This window comes from Serratia sp. L9, from assembly GCF_050632285.1.
Taxonomy (GTDB): Bacteria; Pseudomonadota; Gammaproteobacteria; order Enterobacterales; family Enterobacteriaceae; genus Chania.
This window is the reverse complement of sequence record NZ_CP192591.1, coordinates 2,325,874-2,352,289: the sequence shown is the minus strand read 5'-3', so window position 1 is coordinate 2,352,289 and position 26,416 is coordinate 2,325,874. Positions and strand designations below refer to the sequence as shown.

Below are 26,416 nucleotides of genomic sequence, written 5' to 3'. Positions count from 1 at the left end.
CTGAACCAGGTTTACAGTTCCCTCTCCTTAAGGGAGAGGGTTAGGAATGAGGGGATATTACTTTAGCCATTGCTCCTCACCCTGGCCCTTTCCCAGTAGGAAAGAGGGCGTAGTATCAAGCGTTGTGCTAATTATGCGGCTTTCTATTTAACAGGCTGGCAAAACTCAAGTGCTCTTCTGACCGGCGCAAAGCTGCGGCGATGATGCTCAGTGGCACCCAACATGCCCAGCTTTTCCAGATGGAACGCGGTGGGGTAGCCCTTATGCTGGGCAAAACCGTATTCCGGGAAAGCCAGATCCAGCGCGATCATTTCACGATCGCGAGTCACTTTTGCCAGAATCGACGCCGCGCTGATCTCCGCAACCCGGCTATCGCCTTTCACCACCGCCAATGAGCGCATCGGCAATTTGGGGCAACGGTTGCCATCAATTAAAACCATGTCAGGCTCAATATGCAATCCAGCGACAGCACGCTGCATTGCCAACATAGTGGCATGCAGGATATTCAGTTGGTCAATTTCTTCCGGCTCGGCACGCCCCAGGCTCCAGGATAGCGCTTTTTCCACGATCTCTTCATAAAGCGCTGCACGGCGCTTTTCGCTGAGTTTTTTGGAGTCTGCAAGACCAACAATGGGCCGGGCAGGATCGAGGATCACGGCGGCGGTCACGACTGCCCCCACCAAGGGGCCACGCCCGACTTCGTCAACACCGGCAATCAGCCGGGCGGCAGGATAAACAAAGGGTTCTATCACGTTCTTGCCAGCTCCAACACAGCCTGAGCGGCCTGTTCATCGGCACCGCAGCGAATACTTTGATGCAGTTCAAGGAAGGTCTGTTTCAACTGCTCGGTTTCCGGGCTCTGTTCCAGCAGCGGTAATAACGCCGCGGCCAGCTTTTCCGGCACACAGTCATGCTGCAGCAGCTCGGTAACAATTTCGCGCCCTGCCAGCAGGTTCGGTAACGAGACATACGGGGTTTTCACCAACCGCTCCGCCAGCCAGTAGGTAAAGGGCTTCATGCGATATCCTACCACCATCGGGCATTTTGCCAGCATACACTCCAGCGCCGCTGTCCCCGAAGCCAACAGTGCCGCATCGCTGGCAACCATTGCCTCACGGCCTTTGCCATCCAGAAGGTGAACGTTGAGTTCCGGTGCCACCTCGGCCTTGATACGCTCAAACTGCTCACGCCGCTTGGCATTGACCAATGGCACCACCACTTCCAGGTCTGGATAGTGCTTTCGTAACTGTTGTGCGGTTTTGAGGAAATCGCCACTCAGCATGTCCACTTCCGCGCCACGGCTGCCTGGTAGCAATGCCAAGCAGCGCGCATCCTGGGCAATACCTAATGCAGCCCGCGCCGCCAGCTTATCCGCCTGCAATGGCATGGCATCTGCCATGGTGTGGCCGATAAAACGGCAGGGAACGTTGAAACGATCGTAAAACGCTTTTTCGAAAGGGAGAAACGCCAATACCAGATCGGTCGCTTTACCAATTTTGAAAACGCGCTTTTGACGCCAGGCCCAGACAGAGGGGCTGACATAGTGGATAGTACGGATACCGCGCTTTTTCAGGCGGCCTTCCAACGTGATGTTGAAGTCCGGCGCATCAATACCTACAAATACGTCAGGCTTCAGCTCACTGAACCGGCGGGTGAGATCCTTACGGATCTTCAACAGGCGTGGCAAACGTTCAAGCACTTCCACCACGCCCATTACCGCCAGCTCTTCCATTTCATACCAGGCTTCGCACCCTTCGGCCTGCATCAGCGGGCCTGCAACACCAACAAAACGCGCGCTGGGGTGATGCGCCTTAAGCGCACGGATTAATCCGGCACCCAGAATATCACCGGAGGTTTCCCCGGCGACCAATCCGATAGTCAATGGACGATTAGGCATAGATCAGCGAATAATCCCACGGGTGGAACGAGCAAAGAAATCGAGGAATTGCTGCACCACCGGCTGTTCTTTTGCCAGGGCTTCAATTTCCACTTTAGCTTCATCCAGGGTTTTCTCACTGCGATAAAGAATTTTGTAGGCATTACGGATCGCCTGCATTTCATCCTTATCAAAACCACGGCGTTTCAGGCCCACGGCGTTCACACCAAATGGCGTTGCGTGGTTGCCTTGCGCGATGACAAAAGGAGGTACGTCCTGAGCCACACCGGAGCAGCCACCGACCATCACATGGGCGCCGATAACGCAGAACTGGTGGATTGCAGTCATACCACCAATAATCGCGTGATCGTCAATTTCCACATGGCCTGCCAGCGTAGCGTTGTTGGCAAGTACACAGGAATTACCCACTACGCAGTCATGAGCAATGTGTACATTGACCATCAGCAGGTTGTCGTTACCCACTTTGGTCAGACAGGTGCCTTGCGCTGTCCCACGGTGAATGGTCACGCTTTCGCGTATGCGATTGCGATCACCAACTTCAACCCGCGTCGGTTCACCTGCGTACTTCAAATCCTGGTTCACTTCGCCAATGGAAGCAAACTGATAGATTTCGTTATCGCGGCCGATCTTGGTGATACCGTTCACCACCACGTGGGATTTCAGAACCGTACCCGCGCCGATTTCCACCTGGGAGCCGACGTAACAGAAGGGACCGATATGCGCACCAGCGCCGATCACGGCACCTTCTTCAACAATTGCACTAGGGTGGATAAAGGCGGTTTTATCAATCACGGATTATGCCTCCCGGCTGCGGGCACACATCATGGTTGCTTCGCAGACAATTTTTCCATCAACGGTCGCCACACCTTTAAAGCGCGTCAAACCACGACGGGTTTTTTCGAAAGTGACTTCCATAATCATCTGGTCGCCAGGCACCACTGGGCGCTTGAAGCGAGCCTCGTCAATACCGGCGAAATAATACAGTTCGCCCGGTTCCAGCTTACCAACGCTCTTGAATGCAAGGATACCCGTGGCCTGAGCCATCGCTTCCAAAATCAGCACGCCTGGAAAAATCGGTTTACCAGGGAAATGCCCCTGGAAAAACGGCTCGTTAACGGATACGTTCTTCACCGCACGCAGATATTTGTTCTCTTCGAAATCCAATACACGATCAACCAGCAAGAATGGGTAACGGTGAGGAAGCAGTTCCAAAATTTCTGCAATATCTAGAGTATGAGTGTCAGTAGTCAAAATACTCTTCCTGTCTCTAAAAACTGATGGCATCAACAACACGGCCTGCGTTGACCCCAAAAAGAGATCACCAGGCAGGCCGCAAATTAACAACTCTTTGCGCTTTTGGCATCATAGCCAACGCGTTTCGTTTTATACCCAGCATGGCGGTGGGCAGTGGTGATTAGTCTTTTCCGACTTTTCGTTCGACAGCTTTTAAGCGCTTGCTAATCTCATCGATATTCATCACCAACGCAGCAGTTTTACGCCAAACTTTGTTGGGTTGTAACGGAATGCCAGAGGAGTATACCCCAGGTTCGGTGATTGGTCGCATAACCATTCCCATCCCGGTGACGACAACCTGGTCGGCGATCTCCATGTGACCATTGATCACACTGGCGCCACCAATTTGGCAATAGCGGCCTATTTTCAGGCTACCAGCCATGATAACACCACCTGCGACGGCAGTATTCTCGCCAATCACGACGTTATGTGCAATCTGGCATTGGTTATCAATGATAACACCATTCCCAATCTGGGTGTTATCCAACGCACCGCGATCGATGGTGGTACAGGCACCAATCTCTACGCGATCGCCAATGATCACCGTCCCCAATTGAGGGATCTTGATCCAGTTGCCCCGCTCGTTTGCATAGCCGAAACCATCGGCACCAATGACCGTTCCAGATTGGATCAGGCAATGCTGGCCGATTTCAACTTCATGATAAACAGTGACATTCGCCCACAGGCGAGTCCCCTCACCAATACGCGCGTGTTTGCCAATAAAGCATCCTGGGCCAATGACCACGTTATCGCCAAGTTCTGCACCGGATTCGATAACCGCGTTAGCCCCAACGGCAACGTTCTGCCCAAGCCGAGCTTCTGGAGAGATAACCGCACTCGGCGCGATATCTGTTGCAGGTGCCGGAGTGGTATCCATCAGTTGCGCCATGCGCGCATAGGTCAGGTAAGGGTTTTTAACCACCAGAGCCGCACAACGGCAGTGGGGTAAATCTGCTTCGGTGAGCACAACGGCACTCGCCTGGCAGGAAGCCAGCTGTTCTTGATAGCGGCTGTTTGACAAAAACGTGATTTGGCCAGCCTGTGCGGAATGCATAGAAGCAATGCCGGTGATGGCGAGTTCGCCATCACCGTGCAATTGTGCATCCAACTGCTGCGCTAAATCAGCCAGTCGAATTGAAGGCATGTTGTTATTTAACCTGTTTCAGCACGTCAGCAGTAATATCTTTTGAAGTTCCTGCATAAGCAACCGCGTTAGCGTCGATCACTACGTCATAACCTTGTTTGCTGGCGACGGCTTTCACAGCATCCTGAATACGGCTCAGGATCTTGTTACGCTCTTCCATCTGGCGACGACGATTATCCTGCTCGAAAGCCTGGGCTTTCTGAGAGAACTGCTCACGCTGAGCCATCACATCTTTTTCCATCTTGGTACGATCGCTGGCTTTCATGGTAGAACCGTCACGCTGCAATTTCTGCATTTTGGTTTGCAGATCGCGCTCCATGTTCTGGAGTTCGCTTGCACGGCCTTTAAACTCATTTTCCAGCTGTTTAGCCACGGTTTCACGCGCTGGCAACTGTTGGAAAATGCTGGAAACGTTTACGACAGCAATTTTGTCAGCTGCCTGAACGCCTGCTGAAACAGCCATTGCTAAACCGAGGCCTGCGGCACATAACCACTTTTTCACTATAAACTCCTTACCATCACCCGTTTGTGTCATACGACACTTTTGAAGTACACAATCTGCCAGACTTACCACATTACACAATGAGATTGTTCTCTCTATGGGCTGATTTAAGTCTGGCATCTGTGATTCTTTTAAACCGTTATGCCCACCATGGGTAGAGCCGATTACCAGGTTTTACCGATGTTAAACTGGAACTGCTCAGACTTGTCACCGTCATATTTCTTGATCGGATCCGCATAAGAGAAGACCAATGGCCCCAGGGGGACATCCACTGCAGAGCGAGACCGGCAGAGTAACGGATATTGCTCGCTTTACTGTAGTCAGGCACATCAAACATACGTGTATCAATGTTGCCCATACCTGAGTTAACGGTACCTTGCCACTTGGTATCCCAAACCGTACCCGCATCAATGAACAGCGAAGTACGAACCGAGTTGGCATATTTCTCACTCAGGAACGGCGTCGGAGTAATCAGTTCCAGGCTTGCCACCGCCATGGCGTTACCGCCGACCGCATCGTTCGAGTTACAAATCGTCTGCGGCGTGCTTGAACCTGGCGCATTCTGACAAGAATAGGAGTTGGAGTTGTAATACACGGCTTTCGGGCCAATGGTATTGGACTGGAAGCCACGTACGGAACTTGAACCACCCGCATAGAAGTTCTCGTAGAACGGCATTTCTTTGCCGCCGAAGCCGTCAGCATAACCCACACGACCACGACCTAACAGGACCCAGGTCTTGTCGTCATTGAGTGGCACATACTGTGAGCTGTCCAGCGTCATCTTGTAGTACGAGTTATCAGAGCCAGGAATGGTCATTTTGGTATTGAACGTGGTGCGGTTGCCTTCTGTCGGGAAGTAACCACGGTCCAGATTATTATAGGACCAGCCCAGGTTCAGCGTAAAATCGTCCGCCGTATAGCTGGCACGATCGGTATAGTTTGGATTCTGACCCACCGAGTTCAGATAACGCCACATGGCGATCTGCGGCTGCATCTCGGACAAGGAGTTATGCACATAACCCACACCAGCACGCAGCGAGTTGTTCTCGTTGATCGGGAAACCTAAGGTGCCATCTACACCATAGCTGCTGTTGGTATAGTCTGACAGATCGGCGTTATCAGCCTTAAAGTCATTATAGAATACGCGGCCACCCAGGCTCACACCGTCAACGGTGAAGTATGGGTTGGTGACCGACAGCTCAGCATAGGTCTGGTAGTCGTTCTTGGTGCCGCTGATACCCACGGAGTAACCTGTACCCAGCCAGTTATCCTGCTGGACACCAGCCTGGAAGCTCACACCACTCTCAGTACCGTAGCCGATACCAAAGTTCAGGGTACCGGTGTTACGTTCTTTCACCTTATAGGTTACATCAACCTGATCGGCAGTCCCCGGCACTCGCTGGGTTTCCACATCAACAGTTTCGAAGTAGCCCAGACGGTTCAGACGCTCTTTACCCTGCTCAACCTGATCGTTACCCAGCCATGCACCTTCCATCTGGCGCATTTCGCGGCGCAGTACGGAGTCTTTACTGGTATCGTTACCTTCAAACTTGATGCGGCGAACATAGAAACGGTTGCCCGCATCGATGTTGACGTGCAGCTTCACGGTTTTATCCGCGTCGTTGATTTCAGGCTGAGTCTGTACACGAGGATAGGCGTAACCATAACGGCCAAACATCTTCTTGATGTTATCTTCCATTTTGGTCACTTTGGTACCGTTAAACAGCTCACCTGGTTCAATCTTGGTCAACTGGGCGACTTCCGCCGAGTGACCCGCCAAGGTGCCGTTTACCACCACGCCAGAAAGCTTGTACTGATCGCCTTCCGTGATGTTGATGGTGATATAAATGCCTTTCTTGTCCGGCGTCAGACTGACCTGCGTTGAGTCAATGTTGAAGCGGGCAAAACCCCGATCCAGATAGAAACTACGCAGGGTTTCAAGGTCGCCTGCCAGCTTTTGCTTCTGGTATTTGCGATCGCCAACCACATTCCACCAAGGCACATCATCACGCAACTGGAAGCGCGAAATCAGCTCATCGGTCGTGAAGGCATGGTTGCCGACAATGTTGATTTGTTGAATCTTGGCGGAAACCCCTTCCGTGAACACCAGTTTCAGGTCAACACGGTTACGTGGCAACGGCGTCACTACGGCTTTCACCGAGGCGCTGTATTTACCGACGCTGTAATAGAAGTCTTCCAACCCTTTTTCAATGCTGGATAACGTGGTGCGGTCGAGTGCTTCACCAACCCGGACGCCAGAAGCTTCCAGGTTCTGCTTGAGCATGTCATCTTTCACCGACTTGTTGCCGGAGAAAGTGATGCTGGCAATGGTTGGGCGTTCCTTAACCTGAACGATCAGCGTATCACCATCGCGCAAGACGCGAACGTCCTCGAAGTTGCCAGTGGCAAACAAGGCACGGATGGTATTACTGATATCATCATCAGAGACGGTATCGCCTACGCGAACCGGCATGTTGAGTAACGCCGCCCCGACAGCGACTCGTTGCAGGCCTTCGAAATGAATATCTTTCACTACGAACCCGTCTGCACCGTATACGGTGGCGCTGCCAAACAGCAGCGACGCTATGAGCAACTTTTTCATCGCCATCGTTGTTATGCGTTCTTCCTAACCTGTCCCCGCCCCTAAAGACGAGAAAAATCATTGAAAAGTGCAAGACCCATCAGCAACACCAGCAAGATCGAACCAATGCGGTAGCTGTAGTCCTGTACTCGCTCAGAAACTGGCCCCCCTTCAGCTTTTCTATCGCCAGGAAGAGAAGATGCCCACCATCTAATACCGGTAATGGGAATAGGTTGATGATCCCCAGGTTGACGCTAATCAACGCCAGAAACATCATATAATACACGAACCCAACCCCTGCTGATGCCCCTGCTCCCTGTGCAATAGAAATTGGGCCACTCAGGTTGTTCAGCTTCACATCACCGGTAATTAATTTCCCTAACATACTGACCGTAAGATGCATCAGTTGCCAGGTTTTGTCCCCAGCCTGATACAGCGCAGGGAACGGTCCATATTGGCGAATCGTTTTGTACTCGTCCGGCAACGGCAACACTTTGGGAATAATGCCCGCAAAACCCACCGATTTATCTTTTCCCACCGGCTTTGTATCCGGTATCAGCGTTAAAGACAAGGGGGCGCCGTTTCTTTCAATCTCTAAAACCAGCGGTTGCCCCGGTCCATTGTGGATCCGTTTAACCAACGTTCCCCAACGACCTAGCAGCTGACCATCGACTTTAACGATCCTATCCCCTGCTTGTAAACCCGCCTTTTGCGCAGCAGAACCCGACTGAACTTCTGCCAGCACCGATTCTATCTGCGGGCCACGCGGGATCATCCCTAACGAACGGACTGGATCTTCTTTGTCCGGCTCAAAGCTCCAGTGGCGTAAATCCAGAGTCTTGCTTGTTTTCTGGGAGGAACCAAACGGGGCCACTTCGACCTCGGTTTGCGCATCACCAATTTTAGTCACTAAAGCCAGACGAACAGATTCCCAATCAGGCGTTTCGATACCATCAACGGATTTAAGTTCCATCCCAGGGGAAATATCAGCAATAGCGGCAATGGATTGTGGGGCAATTTCACCAATTACCGGCCGGTAACTTGGCACGCCGATAATAAATACAATCCAATAAGCGATAATAGCAAACAGGAAATTGGCAATCGGGCCCGCGCTGACGATCGCCGCACGCTGCCAGACCGTTTTATTATTGAACGCCTGATGACGCAGCTCCGGTGCAACCGTTTCTACGCGTTCATCCAGCATTTTTACATAGCCGCCAAGGGGGATCATGGCGATGACATATTCTGTTCCCTGACGATCGGTGCGGCGCCACAAGGCGCGGCCAAAGCCGATGGAGAAGCGTTCAACGCGGACACCACAGCGGCGAGCCACCCAAAAGTGCCCGAACTCATGCACGGTGATCAATATCCCCAGTGCAATAATAAACGCAACCAAGTTCCAGAGCACGCTGACCATATAATCCTTTTACTCCCCCGCCGATGACGGATTAAAACACTAACAGCATCAAGCAGGCAAATACAGGCACAGCTGCGGTCAGGCTATCAATGCGATCCAGTATGCCGCCATGCCCTGGTATCAGATGACCACTGTCTTTGATACCCGCTTCACGTTTAAACATACTTTCCGTAAGATCACCCAACACCGAAGCCAGCGCCGCAATCACTGAACAGATTAATAGCGTCATCGGTTCAATAATCAGTGGTGCGTAGCGGCCAAACAGCCACGAAATCACGGCTGACGTCACCAGCCCGCCGATCAGCCCTTCCCAGGTTTTACCTGGAGAGACCTTGGGTGCCAGTTTGTGCTTGCCAAACAGCTTACCGAACATGTAGGCACCGGAATCCGCGCCCCAGACCAACAGCATAACGTACAGCAGCCACCAGGCACCGGTAAAATGATTTTGCTCATAACCGAACTGGCGCAATGCCAGCATGCCCCAGAAGAATGGCACAATGGTCAACAGGCCGAAAAGCAGACGCAGCGGACGCGAATTACGCCATAACGCTGCTGAGCCCGGATAAAACAGCACCAGCAACAGAGCAGCCAACCACCAGGCCAGCGAAAGCCACAGCGACCCCCCGATCTGTAATTGGTGAACGGAATGGTGATAAGCAGGCAGGCTGAGCATCATCAGTGCCAGTATAAAGCCGCATAGCAATGCCAACCAGATACGTTGAGAGCGGGAAGCAAAACCAGCCAACTGCCCCCATTCCCAGGCTGCCAGCATGCACACAGCGAGAGTTACCAGGGCAAAGCCCAGCGGCGGCAGCAAAAACAGCGCAGCGATAACAATCGGAATCAATATCAGAGCCGTTATGAGGCGAGACTTCAGCAAAAGTTCCCCCTAGGACGCATTGGCGTCGTTAGGTGTTGTTCCCCCGAAGCGACGCTCGCGTTGTGCAAATGCATTCAGCGCACCTTCAAAGACAAGTTCATCAAAATCTGGCCAGAGCACATCAGTAAAGTAAAGCTCGGCATACGCAATTTGCCACAATAAGAAGTTACTTATGCGATGTTCGCCACCCGTGCGAATCACTAAATCCACCGGGGACAGATCGCTCATACAGACGCGCTCAGTCAGTAACTCCTCACTTATCTGTTCCGGACGCAGCGTACCCTGCTGCACCTGATCGGCCAGATCCTTCACTCCCTGAATAATATCCCAACGGCCACCGTAGTTGGCAGCAACGTTGAGCGTCAGGCCATCGTTATTTTCTGTCAGTTGCTCAGAGCGGTGGATCCGCTCTTGCAAACGTGCGCTGAAACGGCTGATATCGCCGATCACACGCAGTCTGACGTTATGTTTATGCAGGCTTTTTACTTCGCTGTCCAGTGCACGGACAAAAAGCTCCATCAGGGCGGAGACTTCCTGAGCAGGACGGTTCCAGTTTTCGCTGCTGAAGGCATAAAGCGTCAGTGCGTCTAAATGATTGCTCGCAGCAAAACTGACTGCACGGCGAACCGATTTAACCCCTGCTTTATGACCGAAGACACGTAACTTGCCCTGACGTTTGGCCCAACGCCCATTGCCATCCATAATGATCGCGACATGGCGTGGCCCTTGAGCAGACAGACTCGCTTCTTGTTGGTTTGCAGACGACATAACTCGTACTTATTTCCTCGATAGCAACACAATGGCCTTGACGGAACATCGGGCATTACGCGCAAAAAAGCCGTGTGCCTGACACAGCTTTTTAGTCTACCCACCAGACGCCCTGAGGGCTTCCGGACAAGATTGGCATCAGCTTTACCTGTTATCTGTCTCGCTACAGCCCTGCTGGCTGCCATTTGCAATACGGAAAGCCATGCCAATCCGGCCATTATTCAACGGTATATCCGCTGATTGTGGCGCAGACTATACCACCTCCGCGAAGCCTGAACAAACGGCCCCACGGCGGCACGCGCACATTACAAGCAAAATCAGACAATGTACTAGAGCACATTCCTCTATCAGGCTAACGGCTTATACTGATTAAACACGCATTGTACGAATCAAACCGGTAGCCACTTCACGAGCCTGACGATCGATGTCTAAAACCATTTCAATCGACGTGGGTTCCTGTAACGCCAAGCATTCAACCACTTTTTGGTTCACGGCAGAAATATCAGTAAATCGAATCTGTTCCTGCAAAAAAGCCGCGACGGCGATTTCATTAGCTGCGTTGAGAGCCGTGGTGGCCGCCTGCCCGGCGTCAAAGGCTTCGATGGCCAGATACAGGCAAGGATAGCGCTCACGCTCTGGCTCAGAGAAGGTCAGTGCGCCGATACGGCAAAAATCGAGAGCGGCAACCCCGGAGTTGACCCGCTGCGGATATGCCATGGCGTGGGCGATCGGCGTGCGCATATCGGGCGTACCTAATTGGGCCAGCACGCTGCCATCCGCATAGCGCACCATCGAGTGGATCACCGATTGTGGATGCAGGATAACCTCCATCTGCTCGGCCGAAGCATTGAACAGCCAGCGGGCCTCGATATATTCCAGACCTTTGTTCATCATGGTGGCGGAATCTACCGAAATCTTGCGCCCCATCGACCAGTTTGGATGGGCACAGGCCTGGTCTGGCGTCACCGAGGCGAATTGTTCCAACGCTGTGGTGCGGAACGGGCCGCCAGAACCGGTCAGAACGATGCGCGAAACACCATGAGCCTCCAGGGACGCAGACCCCAACTGACGCTGGATACTTTCAGGCAAACTCTGGAAGATAGCATTGTGTTCGCTGTCCAGCGGCAACAGCTGTGCCTGGCTCTTTTGCACCGCGTCCATAAACAGACGCCCACAGGTCACCAGGGATTCTTTGTTTGCCAGCAGCACCTGTTTACCGGCCCGAATAGCCGCCAGGGTGGGCAATAGACCGGCTGCGCCAACAATGGCCGCCGTCACCTGGTCGACATCGCTCAGCGCCGCCAATTCACAAGCTGCCTGCTCGCCCGCCAACACTTCGGTTTTAATTCCGTTTTCTGCCAACAGAACCCGTAATTCATTAGCGGATTTGTCATCCGCCATAGCGACATAGTCAGGGCGGAACTCTGCGCACTGTTGCGCCATGACCGCCACATTACGGCCAGCTACCAGTGCTTTGATCGCGAAAAGTTCAGGATTTGCCCTGACCACGGCCAGGGTACTGGTGCCCACAGAACCGGTGGAGCCCAGAATAGTCAGTTGCTTCATGAGTTCGCTCTGAATCACTGTGTGATGAGATCGGAGGTGTCCAAGTTTGAGACCAGAATCACCGCTTGTCCATAATCTCTGTGTAAGATAAAACGGGATCTACGCCACAAAAAACAAAGCGCCACCTAAGCGACGCTTTATTTATGCGCGATGGAGATTAGAAATCCATCAGCTCTTTTTCTTTATCGGCCAGTGCGGCATCAAGCAGCTTGATGTAAGCATCGGTCATTTTCTGGATATCATCTTGTGAACGACGATCTTCGTCTTCGCTGATTTCTTTGTCTTTCAACAGCGCTTTCACTTTATCGTTGGCATCGCGGCGCACGTTACGCACGGCAACACGGCCCTGCTCTGCTTCGCCACGCACAACCTTGATCAGATCCTTACGGCGCTCTTCTGTCAGTGGAGGAAGCGGAACCCGGATCACGCTGCCAGCCGAGCTAGGATTCAGGCCCAGGTCAGAAGACATGATGGCTTTTTCCACTGCCTGCCCCAAGGAACGGTCAAACAGGTTAATCGCCAGAGTACGGGAGTCCTCTACGGTCACGTTAGCCAGTTGGCGCAGCGGCGTGGCTGAACCGTAATATTCCACCATGATGCCGTCCAGAATGCTTGGAGAAGCACGGCCAGTACGGATCTTGCTGATTTGGTTTTTGAATGCTTCTACGCTTTTTTCCATGCGTGAATCAGCATCTTTTCTGATTTCATTAATCACGTTGCGAACCCTTGGAAGCTGGTTACTTGGCAGGCAATACCTGAAAACGTATCACCCGTGAGTTTTACTCTTGAGGAGCACATAACGCCTGGCGTTACCCGCCCCAGTTAAATTTGGCGAACAGCCGTTATTTGGTGATCAGTGTACCTTCGTTCTCACCCATCACCACGCGACGCAGCGCGCCTGGTTTGTTCATGTTGAACACGCGGATCGGCAAGCCGTGGTCACGGGCCAGCGTAAACGCCGCCAGATCCATCACTTTCAACTCACGCTCCAGCACGTCCTGGTAAGTCAACTGTTCGTACAGCGTTGCGTCCGGATTTTTCACCGGATCAGCCGAGTATACACCATCCACTTTAGTCGCTTTCAATACCACATCGGCTTCGATCTCGATCCCACGCAGGCAGGCTGCAGAATCGGTGGTGAAGAACGGGTTACCCGTACCGGCGGAGAAAATGACCACGCGGTTGTTGCGCAGCAGGCTGATCGCCTCTGCCCAGCTGTAATTATCACACACGCCATTCAATGGAATTGCGGACATCAGGCGGGCGTTCACATAGGCACGGTGCAGTGCATCACGCATAGCCAGGCCGTTCATCACGGTAGCCAGCATTCCCATGTGGTCGCCCACTACGCGGTTCATGCCAGCTTGCGCCAGACCTGCACCACGGAAAAGATTGCCACCGCCAATCACTACACCGACCTGGATGCCCAGTTCGACCAGCTCTTTAACTTCCTGAGCCATGCGATCCAAAACGCTAGCGTCGATCCCGAAACCTTCTGCACCTTGCAGGGCTTCTCCACTCAATTTGAGCAGGATACGCTGATAAACGGGTTTTGCATTGGTTGCCATGGTGTTCTGTCCTAAGAAGCAGTAATAGTATTGGGGGTTTTGGCCGATGCGTTGCGCTTGTGGTGAAGATAGCCACACAAGGCCCGTAATCGGTTTATCTCTGGCTGGATAAAATGGAACCGCCTAACGGCGGCTCCATTAACAGTCATTAAGACTGCTTGCTCATTGCTGCAACTTCAGCAGCAAAGTCATTCTCAACTTTGGCAATGCCTTCGCCCACTTCGAAGCGGATGAAGTTAACCACGTCAGCATTGTGCTCTTTCAGCATCTGGCCAACTGTTTTGCTTGGTTCGATAACGAAAGGCTGACCGGTCAGAGAAACTTCGCCGGTGAATTTCTTCATGCGGCCTTCAACCATTTTCTCAGCGATTTCTTTCGGCTTGCCAGACTGCATGGCGATGTCCAACTGAACCTGGTACTCTTTTTCTACCACTTCAGCAGAGACATCTTCAGGCTTAACGAATTCAGGCTTGCTTGCTGCAACGTGCATAGCCAGTTGTTTAACCAGCTCTTCATCAGCGCCAATAGCAGAAACCAGAACGCCGATACGCGCACCGTGCAGGTAGCTTCCCAACACTTCGCCTTCCAGGGAAGCAACGCGACGGATGTTGATGTTTTCACCGATTTTAGCCACCAGCGCAACACGTTCTTCTTCGAACTGTGCTTTCAACACTTCAACATCAGTGATTTTGCCAGCAAAAGCCGCATCCAGCACTTTGTCGGCGAATGCCTGGAAACCAGCATCTTTAGCTACGAAGTCAGTCTGGCAGTTAACTTCCAGAATCAGACCATAGTTGCCTTCAATCTTGGTTTTGATCACGCCGTCAGCAGCTACGTTGCCTGCTTTTTTCGCCGCTTTGATCGCACCAGATTTACGCATGTTTTCGATTGCCAGTTCGATGTCGCCGTTAGACTCAACCAAAGCTTTTTTACAATCCATCATGCCAGCGCCAGTACGCTCACGCAGTTCTTTTACCAGAGCAGCGGTAATATCAGCCATTTCTTTTTCCTCGGTTATCTCGCGTGGAGACAGTTCTCATTCAGATAAGCAAAGGGGCCTTAACAGGCCCCCTAACCAACATATTCAATACCTGGTTAATAAGGGCTTGACCTTATTATTCAGCTTCTACGAAGCTTTCTTCCGCCTGAACGGCCAGATCTTGAGAACGACCTTCACGGACGGCGGCAGCAACGGCAGTCAGGTACAATTTGATTGCACGGATTGCGTCGTCGTTACCAGGGATGATGAAGTCAACACCGTCTGGATCGGAGTTGGTATCAACGATAGAGAATACCGGGATACCCAGGTTGTTGGCTTCTTTGATCGCGATGTGTTCGTGATCGGCATCGATAACAAACAGAGCGTCTGGCAGACCACCCATGTCCTTGATACCACCCAGGGAGTTTTCCAGCTTGGCCAATTCGCGAGTACGCATCAGCGCTTCTTTCTTGGTCAGCTTGTCGAAGGTGCCGTCTTGGGACTGGATTTCCAGATCTTTCAAACGTTTGATTGACTGACGAACGGTTTTCCAGTTAGTCAGCATGCCGCCCAACCAGCGATGGTTCACGAAGAACTGGTCGCAGTTGTTAGCATATTCTTTTACCGCTTCGCTTGCTGCGCGCTTGGTACCAACGAACAGGATCTTACCTTTACGGGAAGAGATCTTGGTCAGTTCAGCCAGTGCTGCGTTGGCCATTGGTACGGTTTTTTCCAGGTTGATGATGTGAACCTTGTTACGTGCGCCGAAGATGAAAGGCTTCATTTTCGGGTTCCAGTAACGGGTCTGGTGACCAAAGTGTACACCGGCCTGGAGCATGTCGCGCATGGAAACAGTTGCCATGATTAAACCTCTATAGAGTGAGTTGGGGTTATGCCTCCACGTATCCCATAACGCCGACCCGGACAACGACATAAGTCATCTCAAGGCACCCCGGCGGATGTGTCGATACGTGTGTGTTATTTACACAATGTGAGTGCAGTTAAAGTATTTTCGGTCATATCCTTACCTGTCGCAAGGACGCAAGTGCGGATCTGCCGGCGCGCTTTATACCATAAACCCGGCCTCGGCACCAACTTTTGTTGCATCCGACTGCCCCACGCGGAAATCAGATTTGGCAGCCTTAGGCCAGGCTGATACCATAAGTCCAAGCCTTTCTTTCCACTGTCGACGATCTCGACAACTGCGGACTAATTCCATGGCAATTTCAATCAAAACACCTGATGACATTCAAAAAATGCGCGTTGCGGGCCGCTTGGCTGCAGAAGTGCTGGAAATCATCGAACCCCACGTCAAACCCGGCGTCACCACTGGTGAACTGGACAGGATCTGTCACGAACATATCACTAACGCACAGCAGGCGATTTCTGCTTGCCTGGGCTACCATGGTTTCCCGAAATCAGTCTGCATTTCAGTAAACGAAGTGGTCTGCCACGGCATTCCAAGCGATGACAAAGTGCTGAAGGATGGGGATATCGTCAATATCGACGTGACGGTGATTAAAGACGGCTTTCACGGTGATACCTCCAAGATGTTCATCGTCGGCAAGCCAACCATTCTGGGCGAACGCCTGTGCCGTGTAACTCAGGAAAGCCTGTATCTGGCACTGAAAATGGTCAAGCCCGGCATCCGCCTGCGCACTCTGGGCAAAGCAATTCAGCAGTACGTTGAGGCAGAGAAATTCTCTGTGGTTCGCGAATATTGCGGCCACGGTATCGGCGAAGGCTTCCATGAAGAACCCCAGGTGCTGCACTATGATGCCGATGACGGTGGCGTGGTGTTGCAGGCCGGTATGGCCTTCACTATCGAACCAATGGTCAACGCCGGTGATTACCGCATCCGCACCATGAAAGACGGCTGGACGGTGAAAACCAAAGATCGCAGCTTGTCGGCACAGTATGAGCATACTATTGTGGTCACTGATAACGGCTGCGAGATAATGACGTTGCGTAAGGATGACACCATCCCCAACATCATTACCCACGAGATGTAAGAACCGCACCATACCCGTCGTCTTTCAAGCTGTAATTTGAAATTCATAGGGTATGTAAACTGCAGTTCTTGTCACCAGGCCGGCTTTTGCCGGTCTTTTTTATGGGCTGCGTTTATGTCTGAAAACTTGAGTCAACAAGGCACCTCGGCCATCGAGCAACCCGCCGTGCCAAAACAGCCTGAGTTTCCCAACGCCTATGGCGATGAGGAGATTAACTGCCTGGCGCTCAAACAGCGTCTGGAACAGTTTCAGCTTTGGTTAGCGGCAGCATTCAACGCCGGTTCCAGTGCAGAGAGCCTGGTGGCGGCACGCAGTGAATTTATCGATAGGCTGTTGCGCCGGCTGTGGGTGTTCTACGGTTTTGAAGATATCCCGGAAACGGCGCTGGTTGCCGTTGGCGGCTACGGGCGGGGTGAACTGCACCCGCTATCTGATATCGACCTCCTGGTGCTCAGCCAGTCCCGCCTGGACGATAAGCAGGCCGCCCGTGTCGGTGAGTTCATTACCTTACTGTGGGATCTGAAGCTGGAAGTCGGCCACAGCGTGCGAACGCTGGAAGAGTGCCTGCTCGAAGGGTTGGCGGACCTGACGGTTGCGACCAACTTAATCGAATCACGCATGATCTGCGGCGACGTCGCCCTGTTTCTGCAAATGCAGAAACACATTTTCAGCGACGGCTTCTGGCCTTCGCCAAAATTCTTTGATGCCAAAGTGATTGAGCAACAAGAGCGCCACCAGCGCTATCACGGCACCAGCTATAATCTGGAACCAGATATCAAAAGCAGCCCTGGCGGCCTGCGCGACATCCACACGCTGCTATGGGTGGCCCGCCGTCATTTTGGCGCCACCTCGCTTGACGAGATGGTCGGGTTTGGCTTTCTGACCCAGGCTGAGCGCAATGAACTGAACGAATGCCAGAGCTTCCTGTGGCGTATCCGCTTTGCGCTGCATCTGGTGTTGCCCCGTTATGACAACCGCCTACTGTTTGATCGCCAGCTCAACGTAGCCCAGTTGCTGCGTTACGAAGGGGAAGGCAATGAGCCGGTAGAGCGCATGATGAAAGATTTCTATCGCATGACGCGCCGTGTCAGTGAGCTGAACCACATGCTGCTGCAGTTGTTTGACGAAGCAATCCTGGCATTGGACACCACCGAAAAACCGCGCCCACTGAACGATGATTTCCAACTGCGTGGCGATCTGATCGATCTGCGCGATGAAACGCTGTTTATCCGCCAGCCCGAAGCGATCATGCGGATGTTCTACCTGATGGTACGTAACCGGGAAATCAAAGGCATCTATTCCACCACGGTGCGCCAGTTACGCCATGCCCGCCGTCAACTGGAACAACCGTTATGCCACATCCCCGAGGCCAGAGAGCTGTTTATGGCTATTCTGCGCCACCCTGGGGCAGTCTCACGGGCGCTGGTGCCAATGCACCGTCACAGCGTATTGTCGGCCTATATGCCGCAATGGGGCAGCATCGTCGGCCAGATGCAGTTCGATTTATTCCACGCTTATACCGTTGATGAGCACACTGTTCGTGTGCTGCAAAAACTGGAAAGCTTTGCCGATGAAGAAACGCGCCCGCGCCATCCGCTGTGCGTAGAACTTTATCCTCGCCTGCCCCATCCCGAATTACTGCTGCTGGCGGCTTTGTTCCACGATATTGCCAAAGGGCGTGGCGGCGATCATTCCATTCTTGGCGCACAAGACGCGCTCGAGTTTGCCGAATTACATGGCTTGAACTCGCGTGAGGCGCAATTGGTCGCCTGGTTGGTGCGCTGCCATCTGCTGATGTCAGTGACCGCACAGCGGCGGGACATTCAGGACCCCACCGTTATTCAGCAATTCAGCAGCGAAGTACAGAGCGAAACCCGGCTGCGTTATCTGGTTTGCCTGACGGTGGCGGATATCTGCGCTACCAACGAAACATTGTGGAACAGCTGGAAGCAAAGCCTGCTGCGCGAACTTTATTTTGCTACCGAGAAACAGCTGCGGCGCGGCATGCAAAACAGCCCGGATCTGCGCGAACGGGTTCGCCACCACCGGCTGCAAGCGCTAGCTCTGCTGCGCATGGATAATATCGATGAAGAGGCACTGCATCGTATCTGGAGCCGTTGTCGCGCTGATTATTTCCTGCGACATTCACCGAACCAGTTGGCGTGGCACGCCCGCCATCTGTTGGCCCATGATTCGACCAAGCCGCTGGTGCTGGTCAGCCGCCAGGCAACACGTGGCGGCACCGAAATCTTTATTTGGAGCCCGGATCGCCCTTACCTGTTTGCCGCCGTGGCCGGCGAAATGGATCGGCGTAATCTGAGCGTGCATGACGCGCAGATCTTCACCAACCGTGATGGCATGGCCATGGACACCTTTATCGTGCTGGAACCGGATGGCAGCCCACTGGCGCAAGACCGCCATGCCGTCATCCGTCATGCGCTGGAACAAGCCATCACCCAGCGGGAATATCAGCCACCGCGTGCGCGCCGCCCCTCATCCAAATTGCGGCATTTCAGTGTACCGACCGAAGTCAGTTTCTTGCCAACCCACAACGATCGCCGTAGCTATCTGGAACTGATCGCCCTCGATCAGCCCGGTCTGTTGGCTCGAGTGGGTGAAGTATTTGCCGATCTGGGCCTGTCACTGCATGGCGCGCGCATTTCCACCATCGGGGAACGTGTGGAGGATTTGTTTATTCTGGCCGATGCCGATCGACGCGCACTGGCTCCAGAAACGCGCAGAAAATTGGAACAACGGTTGACAGAGGCACTCAATCCAACCGATAAAATGTGATACAAGTAACCTTTCGTAAATAAAACCAGGACAGGGAATAGCATGCAGCAACTACAAAACGTTATTGAAAGCGCCTTCGAACGTCGGGCAGACATTACTCCGGCAAACGTAGACACCGTAACGCGTGAAGCGGTAAACCAGGTGATCGCCCTGCTGGACAGTGGCGCCCTGCGCGTTGCCGAGAAGAAAGACGGTCAGTGGGTAACGCATCAGTGGCTGAAAAAAGCCGTGCTGCTTTCTTTCCGCATTAATGACAACAAAGTGATGGACGGTGCAGAAACCCGCTATTACGACAAAGTACCGATGAAATTCGCTGATTACGATGATGCCCGCTTCCAGAAAGAAGGCTTCCGCGTGGTGCCGCCGGCTACCGTTCGCCAGGGCGCATTCATTGCACGCAACACCGTACTGATGCCTTCTTACGTCAACATTGGTGCCTATGTGGATGAAGGCACCATGGTAGACACCTGGGCCACCGTCGGTTCCTGCGCACAGATCGGCAAAAACGTTCATCTGTCCGGCGGTGTCGGCATCGGTGGCGTGTTGGAGCCTCTGCAGGCCAACCCAACCATCATCGAAGACAACTGCTTTATCGGTGCGCGTTCTGAAGTGGTTGAAGGGGTGATCGTTGAAGAAGGCTCGGTGATTTCCATGGGCGTTTACCTGGGCCAAAGCACCCGTATTTACGATCGCGAAACCGGTGAGGTTCACTATGGCCGTGTTCCAGCGGGTTCGGTAGTGGTTTCCGGTAACCTGCCATCCAAGGACGGATCTTATAGCCTGTACTGTGCGGTGATCGTCAAGAAAGTCGACGCCAAAACGCGCGGTAAAGTCGGGATTAATGAGTTATTACGCACCATCGACTAATATTGAATGGCGGGTAAATCACCCGCCATTTTTTTATCTTCATTACGCGAACCGTCACAGTCTCAGGCAGCCGTTTTCGCCATAATCTCTGGCTGTTACTCCTGCTTAATTTCATGCTTTTGGTCAGTATAACTGCAAATTGAATAACAATTGGAATAACCAAGGTGGCGCTATCATGTATGACAACCTGAAAAGCTTAGGAATCAATCAACCGGAAGATATCGATCGCTATAGCCTGCGTCAGGAGGCCAATAACGACATCCTCAAGATTTACTTCCGCAAAGATAAAGGCGAATTCTTTGCCAAGAGTGTGAAGTTCAAATACCCGCGTCAACGTAAAACCGTGGTGGCCGACAACGCTGGTCAGGGCTACAAAGAGATCCATGAGATCAACCCCAACCTGCGTTATGTGATCGATGAACTGGATCAACTGTGCCAGCGCGATCAGGTGGAAGTGGATCTGAAACGTAAAATTCTGGACGACCTGCGTCATCTGGAAGGCGTGGTCTCCCACAAAATTGCCGAGATCGAATCCGATCTGGAAAAACTTACGCGCGGTAAATAGGTTCGAAAATCCGAATATAGCGACGGTGGCAACCTGATTACCGGTGTGCCACCGAGTTCACATTTTGCCCGTTTTCGATGTGGTACGGTTAATGGGCAATCAGAGAATCAATACTGCTCTGGCAGGTAAAACCTAATTCTTTAACGCTTCCTGGCTACGGCCTTGAGAGTGCTTAAGGGATTAGGTTTTTTCGTTTATCGTCCTTTAGCGCAGAGACTACTTGAGCAGGCTTCCCCACTGCTCTACCCATGGGCAGGACACCACTTCCGGTTCCGGCTGCTCTATTGCATCGATTTCAAATACTTCACCTACACGCGTCGCACCTTGCTCTTGCAACAGGGCATCAAAGGCGCGCCCGGCCCCGCAGAAATTGTCATAACTGCTATCGCCCAAGGCGATCAACCCATAATGCAACTCTGGCTGATAACCAAGCTGGTCACGAATGGCCTGGAATAGAGGCGCAATGCTGTCGGGCAGATCCCCCTGCCCGGTGGTGGAAGTGATCACCAGTGCATAATGCTGGCGATAATACTGCCAGGCCTCCAATGTCCCCTCTTCAAACAGTTTGACCTCATGGCCCTGTTCTTGAAGGATAGTTTCTGCTTCTTCTGCCACTAACAAAGAATTACCGTAGACCGTGCCTACGAAAATACCGACCTGAGCCATCGTTCCTGCCCTCTTGATAATGAAAAAACTGCCATGCCTGCCGTAACCCGGCAACGGGCATATCCTGACCGTTAGGTTATGGAAACTCAACCCCAACAAGCTCAGGCAGCACATCGAGCCAACCAAATTGTGCCATCACCCCCTGCCAGGCCGCATCCCACGAGGCAGAAATATGCAGCGGTTCGCCACTGACCGGGTGAGCCAATTGCAGATGGCTGGCGTGCAGCATCAGGCGTGGACAAGCGAAATGCTGAGCCATCCCCCGGTTCTGGCGTAAATCGCCATGGGCGGTATCACCAATGATTGGGTGGCGGATATGCACCATATGCCGCCGCAACTGGTGTTTACGGCCCGTTTGCGGCTTTAATTCGACCAGGCTGTAACGCGATGTGGCGTAACGACCTATCGCTACCGGCATCTCGACCATCGCCAGTGGTTGGTAATGGCTCACCGCCGGTTTGGGACCTTTGTCCGGGTTTGCGTGTTTGTCCGCCAGCTTGTCCAGCTCTTCGGTCAACGCGTAATCGATGGTGCCACCTTCCAGCACATAACCCCGCACCACTGCGTGGTAGGTTTTCTGCACTTGATGCAGTTCAAACTGCTGCGACAACGTGCGAGCCACCTCACTGGACAGTGCCATAAGCAACACACCAGAAGTGGGGCGATCCAGGCGATGCACGGTAAATACATGCTGGCCAATCTGATCGCGCACGGTTTGCATCACAAACTGGGTCTCATGGCGATCCAGCCAGCTACGGTGCACCAACCAGCCAGCAGGTTTGTTGACAGCAATCAGATGTTCGTCCTGGTATAAAATCTGCATATAAATAAAATAACCTATTGAAATTAAAAACTAAAACATTCCCGATGCGCCATAAAAAAACCTTGTCCTGGCACAAAAAGCAGGCAGCGGAAGTCGAGCCTTGCACACATCTCAAAATAGGGCTGAAAGGTAAAAGGGTAAAATGGTTAATAGTGTGACGGTGGTCATCCAGCAATGGATCTGCATACTTCCTGCAATATTTGCGTTGTGAGCAGTGTTCAAATTCCCACCTATTGGTTATTTTATAACCGCACGCTCCCTGATACGCTGAGGACACCCTACATATAAGCCAGGTTTTTTCTTATTTTTCAATAGAATAAGCTTACTATTTGTCTGGGTTTCCATGTCGCGTTCCACCTGAGAAATGACCTGAGAAACCGACCTTAACGGTAGAATCAGCCTCAGGGCAGCCTGACGAAATGCCGCGTGCAGTATAAAACTATCCGCTGGAAGAAAAGAACAGACAAATAGGAAGAGATAACATGAGCGTTGAACGAGAATATTTACTGCCTGCAATCTGGGTGCGTGAACATATTGTCGAGGTTCCGCTGAACTGGTTCAATAAACAGGATACACGCACGATCAAAATCTTTGTTCGGGAATTGGTGGATCCTACGCACCGGGATGACCCAATGCCCTGCCTGCTGTTTCTACAGGGTGGGCCCGGTGGTAAGAGCCCACGCCCTACAGCCCGCAGCAGCTGGATCGCCGAAGCGTTGAAAAGCTACCGGGTAATCTTGCTGGATCAGCGTGGTACCGGGCGAAGTAACCGAATTGAAGGCAAGAGCCTGGCCGGGCTCAGTGAAAGCCAGGCGGCAGATTACCTGTCCTGTTTCCGTGCCGACTCCATCGTTGCCGATGCCGAATATCTGCGTAAAAACTGCTTTGGCGACCGCCCATGGAGCACCCTGGGCCAAAGCTACGGCGGCTTTATTACCCTTACCTACCTCTCTCAGGCCCCCGAAGGGTTGCACTGCTGCTTTTTGACCGGCGGGCTGACCAGCCTGCAGCCCGATGCTGACGAAGTCTACGCCCATACCTACCCGCAAGTGGTGGCCAAAAATCGTATTTTCTATCAACGCTATCCTCACCTGAAAGCTCTGATTGCCCGCGTGGCCGATAAGCTAGAGCAGGAAGATGTACGATTACCCGACGGTGACCAGCTGACCGTAAAGCGCATGCAAAGCCTGGGGATCGATCTTGGCATGAGCGAAGGCTATGAAAGGCTGCTGTGGTTATTCGACGAAGCGTTTAACCCTGACGACCAGCTCAGCGATACCTTTCTGGCACAGGTCATGACGCTGACCAGCTTTGCGGAAAACCCGCTGTTTGCCGCGTTGCATGAAAGCATTTACGCACAGGATAAAGCCACCAACTGGGCCGCACAGCGCATGCGGGGCAATTTTGATACCTTCGACGAAGACCGGCGCCCGCTTTATCTGACCGGCGAGATGATCTACCCATGGATGTTCACCGATATTGCCGCATTGCGCCCGTTTAACGAGCCAGTCAAGCTTTTGGCCGAGCGGCGGGTCTGGTCGCCGCTTTATGATTGCGAGCGTTTGCGTGAGAACCAGGTGCCGGTATTCGCTGCTATTTACTTCAGCGATATGTACGTCGATTTACAATCATCGCTGGCCACGGCACAGCAGGTAGGCAATCTGACGCCGTGGATCACTAACGAATATGAACACAATGGGCTGCGTGTCGGTAATGTCTTTGGCTTCCTGCAGGCCATGGCAACAGAAGCTGGTATTTACCCCAAATAATCATTAAGTGCAGGTAACAACGCTGCAGCTTGCAAGAAAACGGGTATCAACAAGGGGCGGAGCCCTGCCCCTTGTCCCACGGCACCTCAATTCACCCGTTCAATCATCACCAGGCGGCTATCGGCACGCCCATGATCGTCCACCGCTCGGATGCGATACTGGCCGTTATTGATTGGCCGCCAATCAATAGGTTTCTTACTGGCGCTGCTGCCAAGATAGATATCGTCCACAAACCAGTACACCGTTTTACTATCGGCATCCGTCACCGCATTGAAAGCAATTTTGTCACGCCCCTGCTGCGACTGCCTTAAGGTATAGGTCGTATTTTTAAGCGGCGAAGTAATACGTGGCGGATTGCCACTGACGGCCACCAGATTATCTTTGCAATGGTTCACCGGAGGAGTCCGTTTAGGCAACCCGGCCTGGGCAAAGACATTGGCCAGATCGGAAGACCAAAACTCAAAAACCTCGGTACGGGTCTGCGATTCATCGTATGGTGGGCAGGCCACCTCACCGCTATGAATATCCAGCACCACCGGGCGAAAAACGGTATCAATCTTGATAGGGGATTTGCCGGGGATAAACCAGGTCTTGCCTTTTTGCTGGCACCACCGGGTAGGCAGGTTGCCACTGGCCAGGCAGACATCGACCCGCTTGAGCCGTTTCGGGAAGGCGTGCTTCGGCTCCTGTAACCTTGGATAGCTGGCGTTGATGCTATCGATGATATTAAAGAACAAAGGTGCAGCCGCATCCGCTCCGACAAACACGTTGTTGCCTTTACTGTCGAAATTGCCTTCCCACACCACCAGCACATACGGCCCGAAAATACCCACGCTCCAGGCATCACGAAATCCCCAGGAGGTGCCAGTTTTCCAATAGACGGGTAGCGACGACGATCGTTGTGCCAGCGTATCACCGGGCCGCCGATGCTGGCGCAGCATATCCAGCGTCACGAAGCTGGCTTCTTCGCTCAGTAAACGTATGGGCTGAGGATAAGCATCGTTTTTTTGCATCCGTAATGGCCGTAATGCGCCCCGGTTAGCCAATAATGCATACAGCTTTGCCAGTTCCTGAGCGGTTACCTCGCCACCGCCTAATACCAGCGAAAGCCCATAATGGTTTTCACTGGCCATATTGGCGATCCCGGACAGGCTTAAAAACTGATAAAACGTCGGCTGACGCAGCTGTGACGCCACATAAACTGCCGGGATATTACGGCTGAAATTAAGCGCATCCGTCGCCGTCACCGGCCCCAGGAAACGCCGGTCAAAATTCTCTGGTGCATAGGCCCCGAAAGACGAAGGCACGTCCTTCAGAATGGTCATCGGATGCAACACGCCCTGTTCCATCCCTAAAGCATAAATAAAAGGCTTGAGCGTGGAACCGGGGGAACGCTTGGCATGGGTGCCATTCACCTGCCCCTGAATCTCACGGTTGTAATAATCCGCAGAACCCAATAGCGCACGCACCCCCATATCGCGGCTGTCTACCAGCAGCACAGCGGCATTATGTATGCCCCGGCTCTGGTTGCGGACAATAAACGCATTCACCTGTTTTTCAATCAACCGCTGTAGCCCCGCATCCAGCGTTGTGTCTACACGGGTATCCAACGTCACAAGGCGCTGAGTCTGTTGGCGCAGTTGTTCGATAAAGTGCGGGGCAATATAAGGCATTTGCTCCGGCTGGCGCAGGGCAAGAGGGAGCTGGAACAACGCTTTCTGGCTGTTGTCCGTGGCATAAACGCCCTGCCAGCGCTGAAACAGACGGTTGCGAGCCTGGGTCAATGCCACCCCCAGCACGCCGGTTTTAGGGTCAATACGGTAACTTGGCGACTGCGGTAAAACAGACAGCGTCAACGCCTCCGGCAGCGTCAGATCCAGCGGGGCTTTGGCGAAGTAAATCAGGCTGGCGGCGCCGATACTCTCAATATTGCGACCATAAGGGGCGTAATTCAGATAGGCTTCCAGAATATCGTGCTTGGAGTAACTGAGCTCCAGTTGGATGGCCCGCAGCACCTGCAGCAGCTTGCCGCCAGGCGTGCGGGTATTCAGATGCCAATGCATCCGCGCCAGTTGCATGGTGATGGTCGATCCCCCTGCATTTTGCCGCCTGCCACATAGCTGCGCCAAAATCCCCGTAGCAGGCTGACAGGATTAAAACCGGGGTTGAAATAGAACCAACGATCTTCATGCAGCAAGATCCCCTGAACCGCCAGCGGAGAAATCTTCTCCAACGGTGTCCACAGGCGATAACGATCGTCATTAGCCAAGGTGATACGCATCAGCGCCCCGTGGCGATCGTAGTAAACCGAGGATAAAGGAAGCCC

20 protein-coding genes and 3 pseudogenes are annotated in these 26,416 nt (G+C 52.8%); 5 read left to right on the top strand and 18 right to left on the bottom strand.

The window, feature by feature from the left end:
* Nucleotides 1-143: 143 nt before the first annotated feature.
* The 15 genes and pseudogenes from rnhB to rpsB form a co-directional block, all read right to left on the bottom strand.
* Entirely contained in the window at nt 144-752 is a 609-nt protein-coding gene (gene rnhB, locus ACQ86O_RS11145) for a ribonuclease HII (RefSeq protein WP_431225258.1), read from the bottom strand.
* Complete coding sequence (gene lpxB, locus ACQ86O_RS11140) at nt 749-1,897, bottom strand: lipid-A-disaccharide synthase (protein WP_431225257.1); 1,149 nt, start codon at nt 1,895-1,897, stop codon at nt 749-751. Before lpxB ends, rnhB begins: the two co-directional genes overlap by 4 nt.
* Before the next feature lie 3 nt (nt 1,898-1,900).
* Nucleotides 1,901-2,689, bottom strand: coding sequence for an acyl-ACP--UDP-N-acetylglucosamine O-acyltransferase (lpxA, locus tag ACQ86O_RS11135; protein WP_431225256.1), 789 nt, complete (start codon nt 2,687-2,689; stop codon nt 1,901-1,903).
* A gap of 3 nt (nt 2,690-2,692) precedes the next feature.
* Entirely contained in the window at nt 2,693-3,148 is a 456-nt protein-coding gene (fabZ, locus tag ACQ86O_RS11130; RefSeq protein ID WP_431225707.1) for a 3-hydroxyacyl-ACP dehydratase FabZ, read from the bottom strand.
* 163 nt (nt 3,149-3,311) lie between these two features.
* Nucleotides 3,312-4,334, bottom strand: coding sequence for a UDP-3-O-(3-hydroxymyristoyl)glucosamine N-acyltransferase (gene lpxD / locus ACQ86O_RS11125; protein WP_431225255.1), 1,023 nt, complete (start codon nt 4,332-4,334; stop codon nt 3,312-3,314).
* A gap of 4 nt (nt 4,335-4,338) precedes the next feature.
* Nucleotides 4,339-4,836 (bottom strand): molecular chaperone Skp, encoded by a 498-nt coding sequence (gene skp / locus ACQ86O_RS11120; protein WP_431225254.1) that lies wholly within the window; start codon nt 4,834-4,836, stop codon nt 4,339-4,341.
* Between the two features lie 164 nt (nt 4,837-5,000).
* Nucleotides 5,001-7,444: pseudogene (gene bamA / locus ACQ86O_RS11115) on the bottom strand (outer membrane protein assembly factor BamA).
* Between the two features lie 35 nt (nt 7,445-7,479).
* A pseudogene (gene rseP / locus ACQ86O_RS11110) lies at nt 7,480-8,834 on the bottom strand (sigma E protease regulator RseP).
* Nucleotides 8,835-8,865: 31 nt separating this feature from the next.
* The gene (gene cdsA, locus ACQ86O_RS11105; protein WP_431225253.1) at nt 8,866-9,714 is read right to left on the bottom strand and encodes a phosphatidate cytidylyltransferase; all 849 of its coding nucleotides are present in this window, start codon (nt 9,712-9,714) and stop codon (nt 8,866-8,868) included.
* Between the two features lie 9 nt (nt 9,715-9,723).
* Nucleotides 9,724-10,482, bottom strand: a complete 759-nt coding sequence (ispU, locus tag ACQ86O_RS11100; RefSeq protein ID WP_431225252.1) for a (2E,6E)-farnesyl-diphosphate-specific ditrans,polycis-undecaprenyl-diphosphate synthase — start codon at nt 10,480-10,482, stop codon at nt 9,724-9,726.
* A 369-nt stretch (nt 10,483-10,851) separates the two neighbouring features.
* Entirely contained in the window at nt 10,852-12,048 is a 1,197-nt protein-coding gene (ispC, locus tag ACQ86O_RS11095) for a 1-deoxy-D-xylulose-5-phosphate reductoisomerase (RefSeq protein WP_431225251.1), read from the bottom strand.
* Between the two features lie 157 nt (nt 12,049-12,205).
* Nucleotides 12,206-12,763 carry a ribosome recycling factor gene (frr, locus tag ACQ86O_RS11090; RefSeq protein ID WP_431225250.1) on the bottom strand — a complete coding sequence of 186 codons (558 nt, stop codon included), beginning with the start codon at nt 12,761-12,763 and terminating at the stop codon, nt 12,206-12,208.
* Nucleotides 12,764-12,890: 127 nt separating this feature from the next.
* The gene (gene pyrH, locus ACQ86O_RS11085; RefSeq protein ID WP_337261329.1) at nt 12,891-13,616 is read right to left on the bottom strand and encodes a UMP kinase; all 726 of its coding nucleotides are present in this window, start codon (nt 13,614-13,616) and stop codon (nt 12,891-12,893) included.
* 148 nt (nt 13,617-13,764) lie between these two features.
* A complete protein-coding gene (gene tsf, locus ACQ86O_RS11080) occupies nt 13,765-14,616 on the bottom strand; it encodes a translation elongation factor Ts (RefSeq protein ID WP_431225249.1) in 852 nt (283 codons plus the stop codon).
* A 115-nt stretch (nt 14,617-14,731) separates the two neighbouring features.
* Nucleotides 14,732-15,457 carry a 30S ribosomal protein S2 gene (gene rpsB, locus ACQ86O_RS11075; protein WP_004952226.1) on the bottom strand — a complete coding sequence of 242 codons (726 nt, stop codon included), beginning with the start codon at nt 15,455-15,457 and terminating at the stop codon, nt 14,732-14,734.
* 355 nt (nt 15,458-15,812) lie between these two features.
* Here rpsB and map point away from each other — a divergent pair, with 355 nt between their 5' ends.
* The 4 genes from map (at nt 15,813) to ACQ86O_RS11055 (ending at nt 20,832) form a co-directional block, all read left to right on the top strand.
* Nucleotides 15,813-16,607 (top strand): type I methionyl aminopeptidase, encoded by a 795-nt coding sequence (gene map / locus ACQ86O_RS11070; RefSeq protein ID WP_431225248.1) that lies wholly within the window; start codon nt 15,813-15,815, stop codon nt 16,605-16,607.
* Between the two features lie 114 nt (nt 16,608-16,721).
* Nucleotides 16,722-19,400 (top strand): bifunctional uridylyltransferase/uridylyl-removing protein GlnD, encoded by a 2,679-nt coding sequence (gene glnD / locus ACQ86O_RS11065; RefSeq protein ID WP_431225247.1) that lies wholly within the window; start codon nt 16,722-16,724, stop codon nt 19,398-19,400.
* A gap of 42 nt (nt 19,401-19,442) precedes the next feature.
* Nucleotides 19,443-20,267, top strand: a complete 825-nt coding sequence (gene dapD, locus ACQ86O_RS11060) for a 2,3,4,5-tetrahydropyridine-2,6-dicarboxylate N-succinyltransferase (RefSeq protein WP_431225246.1) — start codon at nt 19,443-19,445, stop codon at nt 20,265-20,267.
* Between the two features lie 175 nt (nt 20,268-20,442).
* Nucleotides 20,443-20,832: a DUF3461 family protein gene (locus ACQ86O_RS11055; protein WP_230491008.1), complete on the top strand. Its 390-nt coding sequence runs from the start codon at nt 20,443-20,445 to the stop codon at nt 20,830-20,832.
* A 216-nt stretch (nt 20,833-21,048) separates the two neighbouring features.
* Here ACQ86O_RS11055 and ACQ86O_RS11050 read toward each other — a convergent pair whose 3' ends face one another.
* Both ACQ86O_RS11050 and truC read right to left on the bottom strand, forming a co-directional pair.
* Nucleotides 21,049-21,498, bottom strand: a complete 450-nt coding sequence (locus ACQ86O_RS11050) for a flavodoxin (RefSeq protein WP_431225245.1) — start codon at nt 21,496-21,498, stop codon at nt 21,049-21,051.
* Between the two features lie 76 nt (nt 21,499-21,574).
* Entirely contained in the window at nt 21,575-22,321 is a 747-nt protein-coding gene (gene truC / locus ACQ86O_RS11045) for a tRNA pseudouridine(65) synthase TruC (protein ID WP_431225244.1), read from the bottom strand.
* Nucleotides 22,322-22,803: 482 nt separating this feature from the next.
* Between truC and ACQ86O_RS11040 the strand changes: the two genes are divergently transcribed.
* Entirely contained in the window at nt 22,804-24,090 is a 1,287-nt protein-coding gene (locus tag ACQ86O_RS11040; protein WP_431225243.1) for an alpha/beta fold hydrolase, read from the top strand.
* An 86-nt stretch (nt 24,091-24,176) separates the two neighbouring features.
* On the opposite strand, the pseudogene pbpC reads toward ACQ86O_RS11040, so the two are convergent.
* Nucleotides 24,177-26,371 (bottom strand): annotated as a pseudogene (gene pbpC / locus ACQ86O_RS11035) (penicillin-binding protein 1C).
* Between the last annotated feature and the right edge of the window lie 45 nt (nt 26,372-26,416).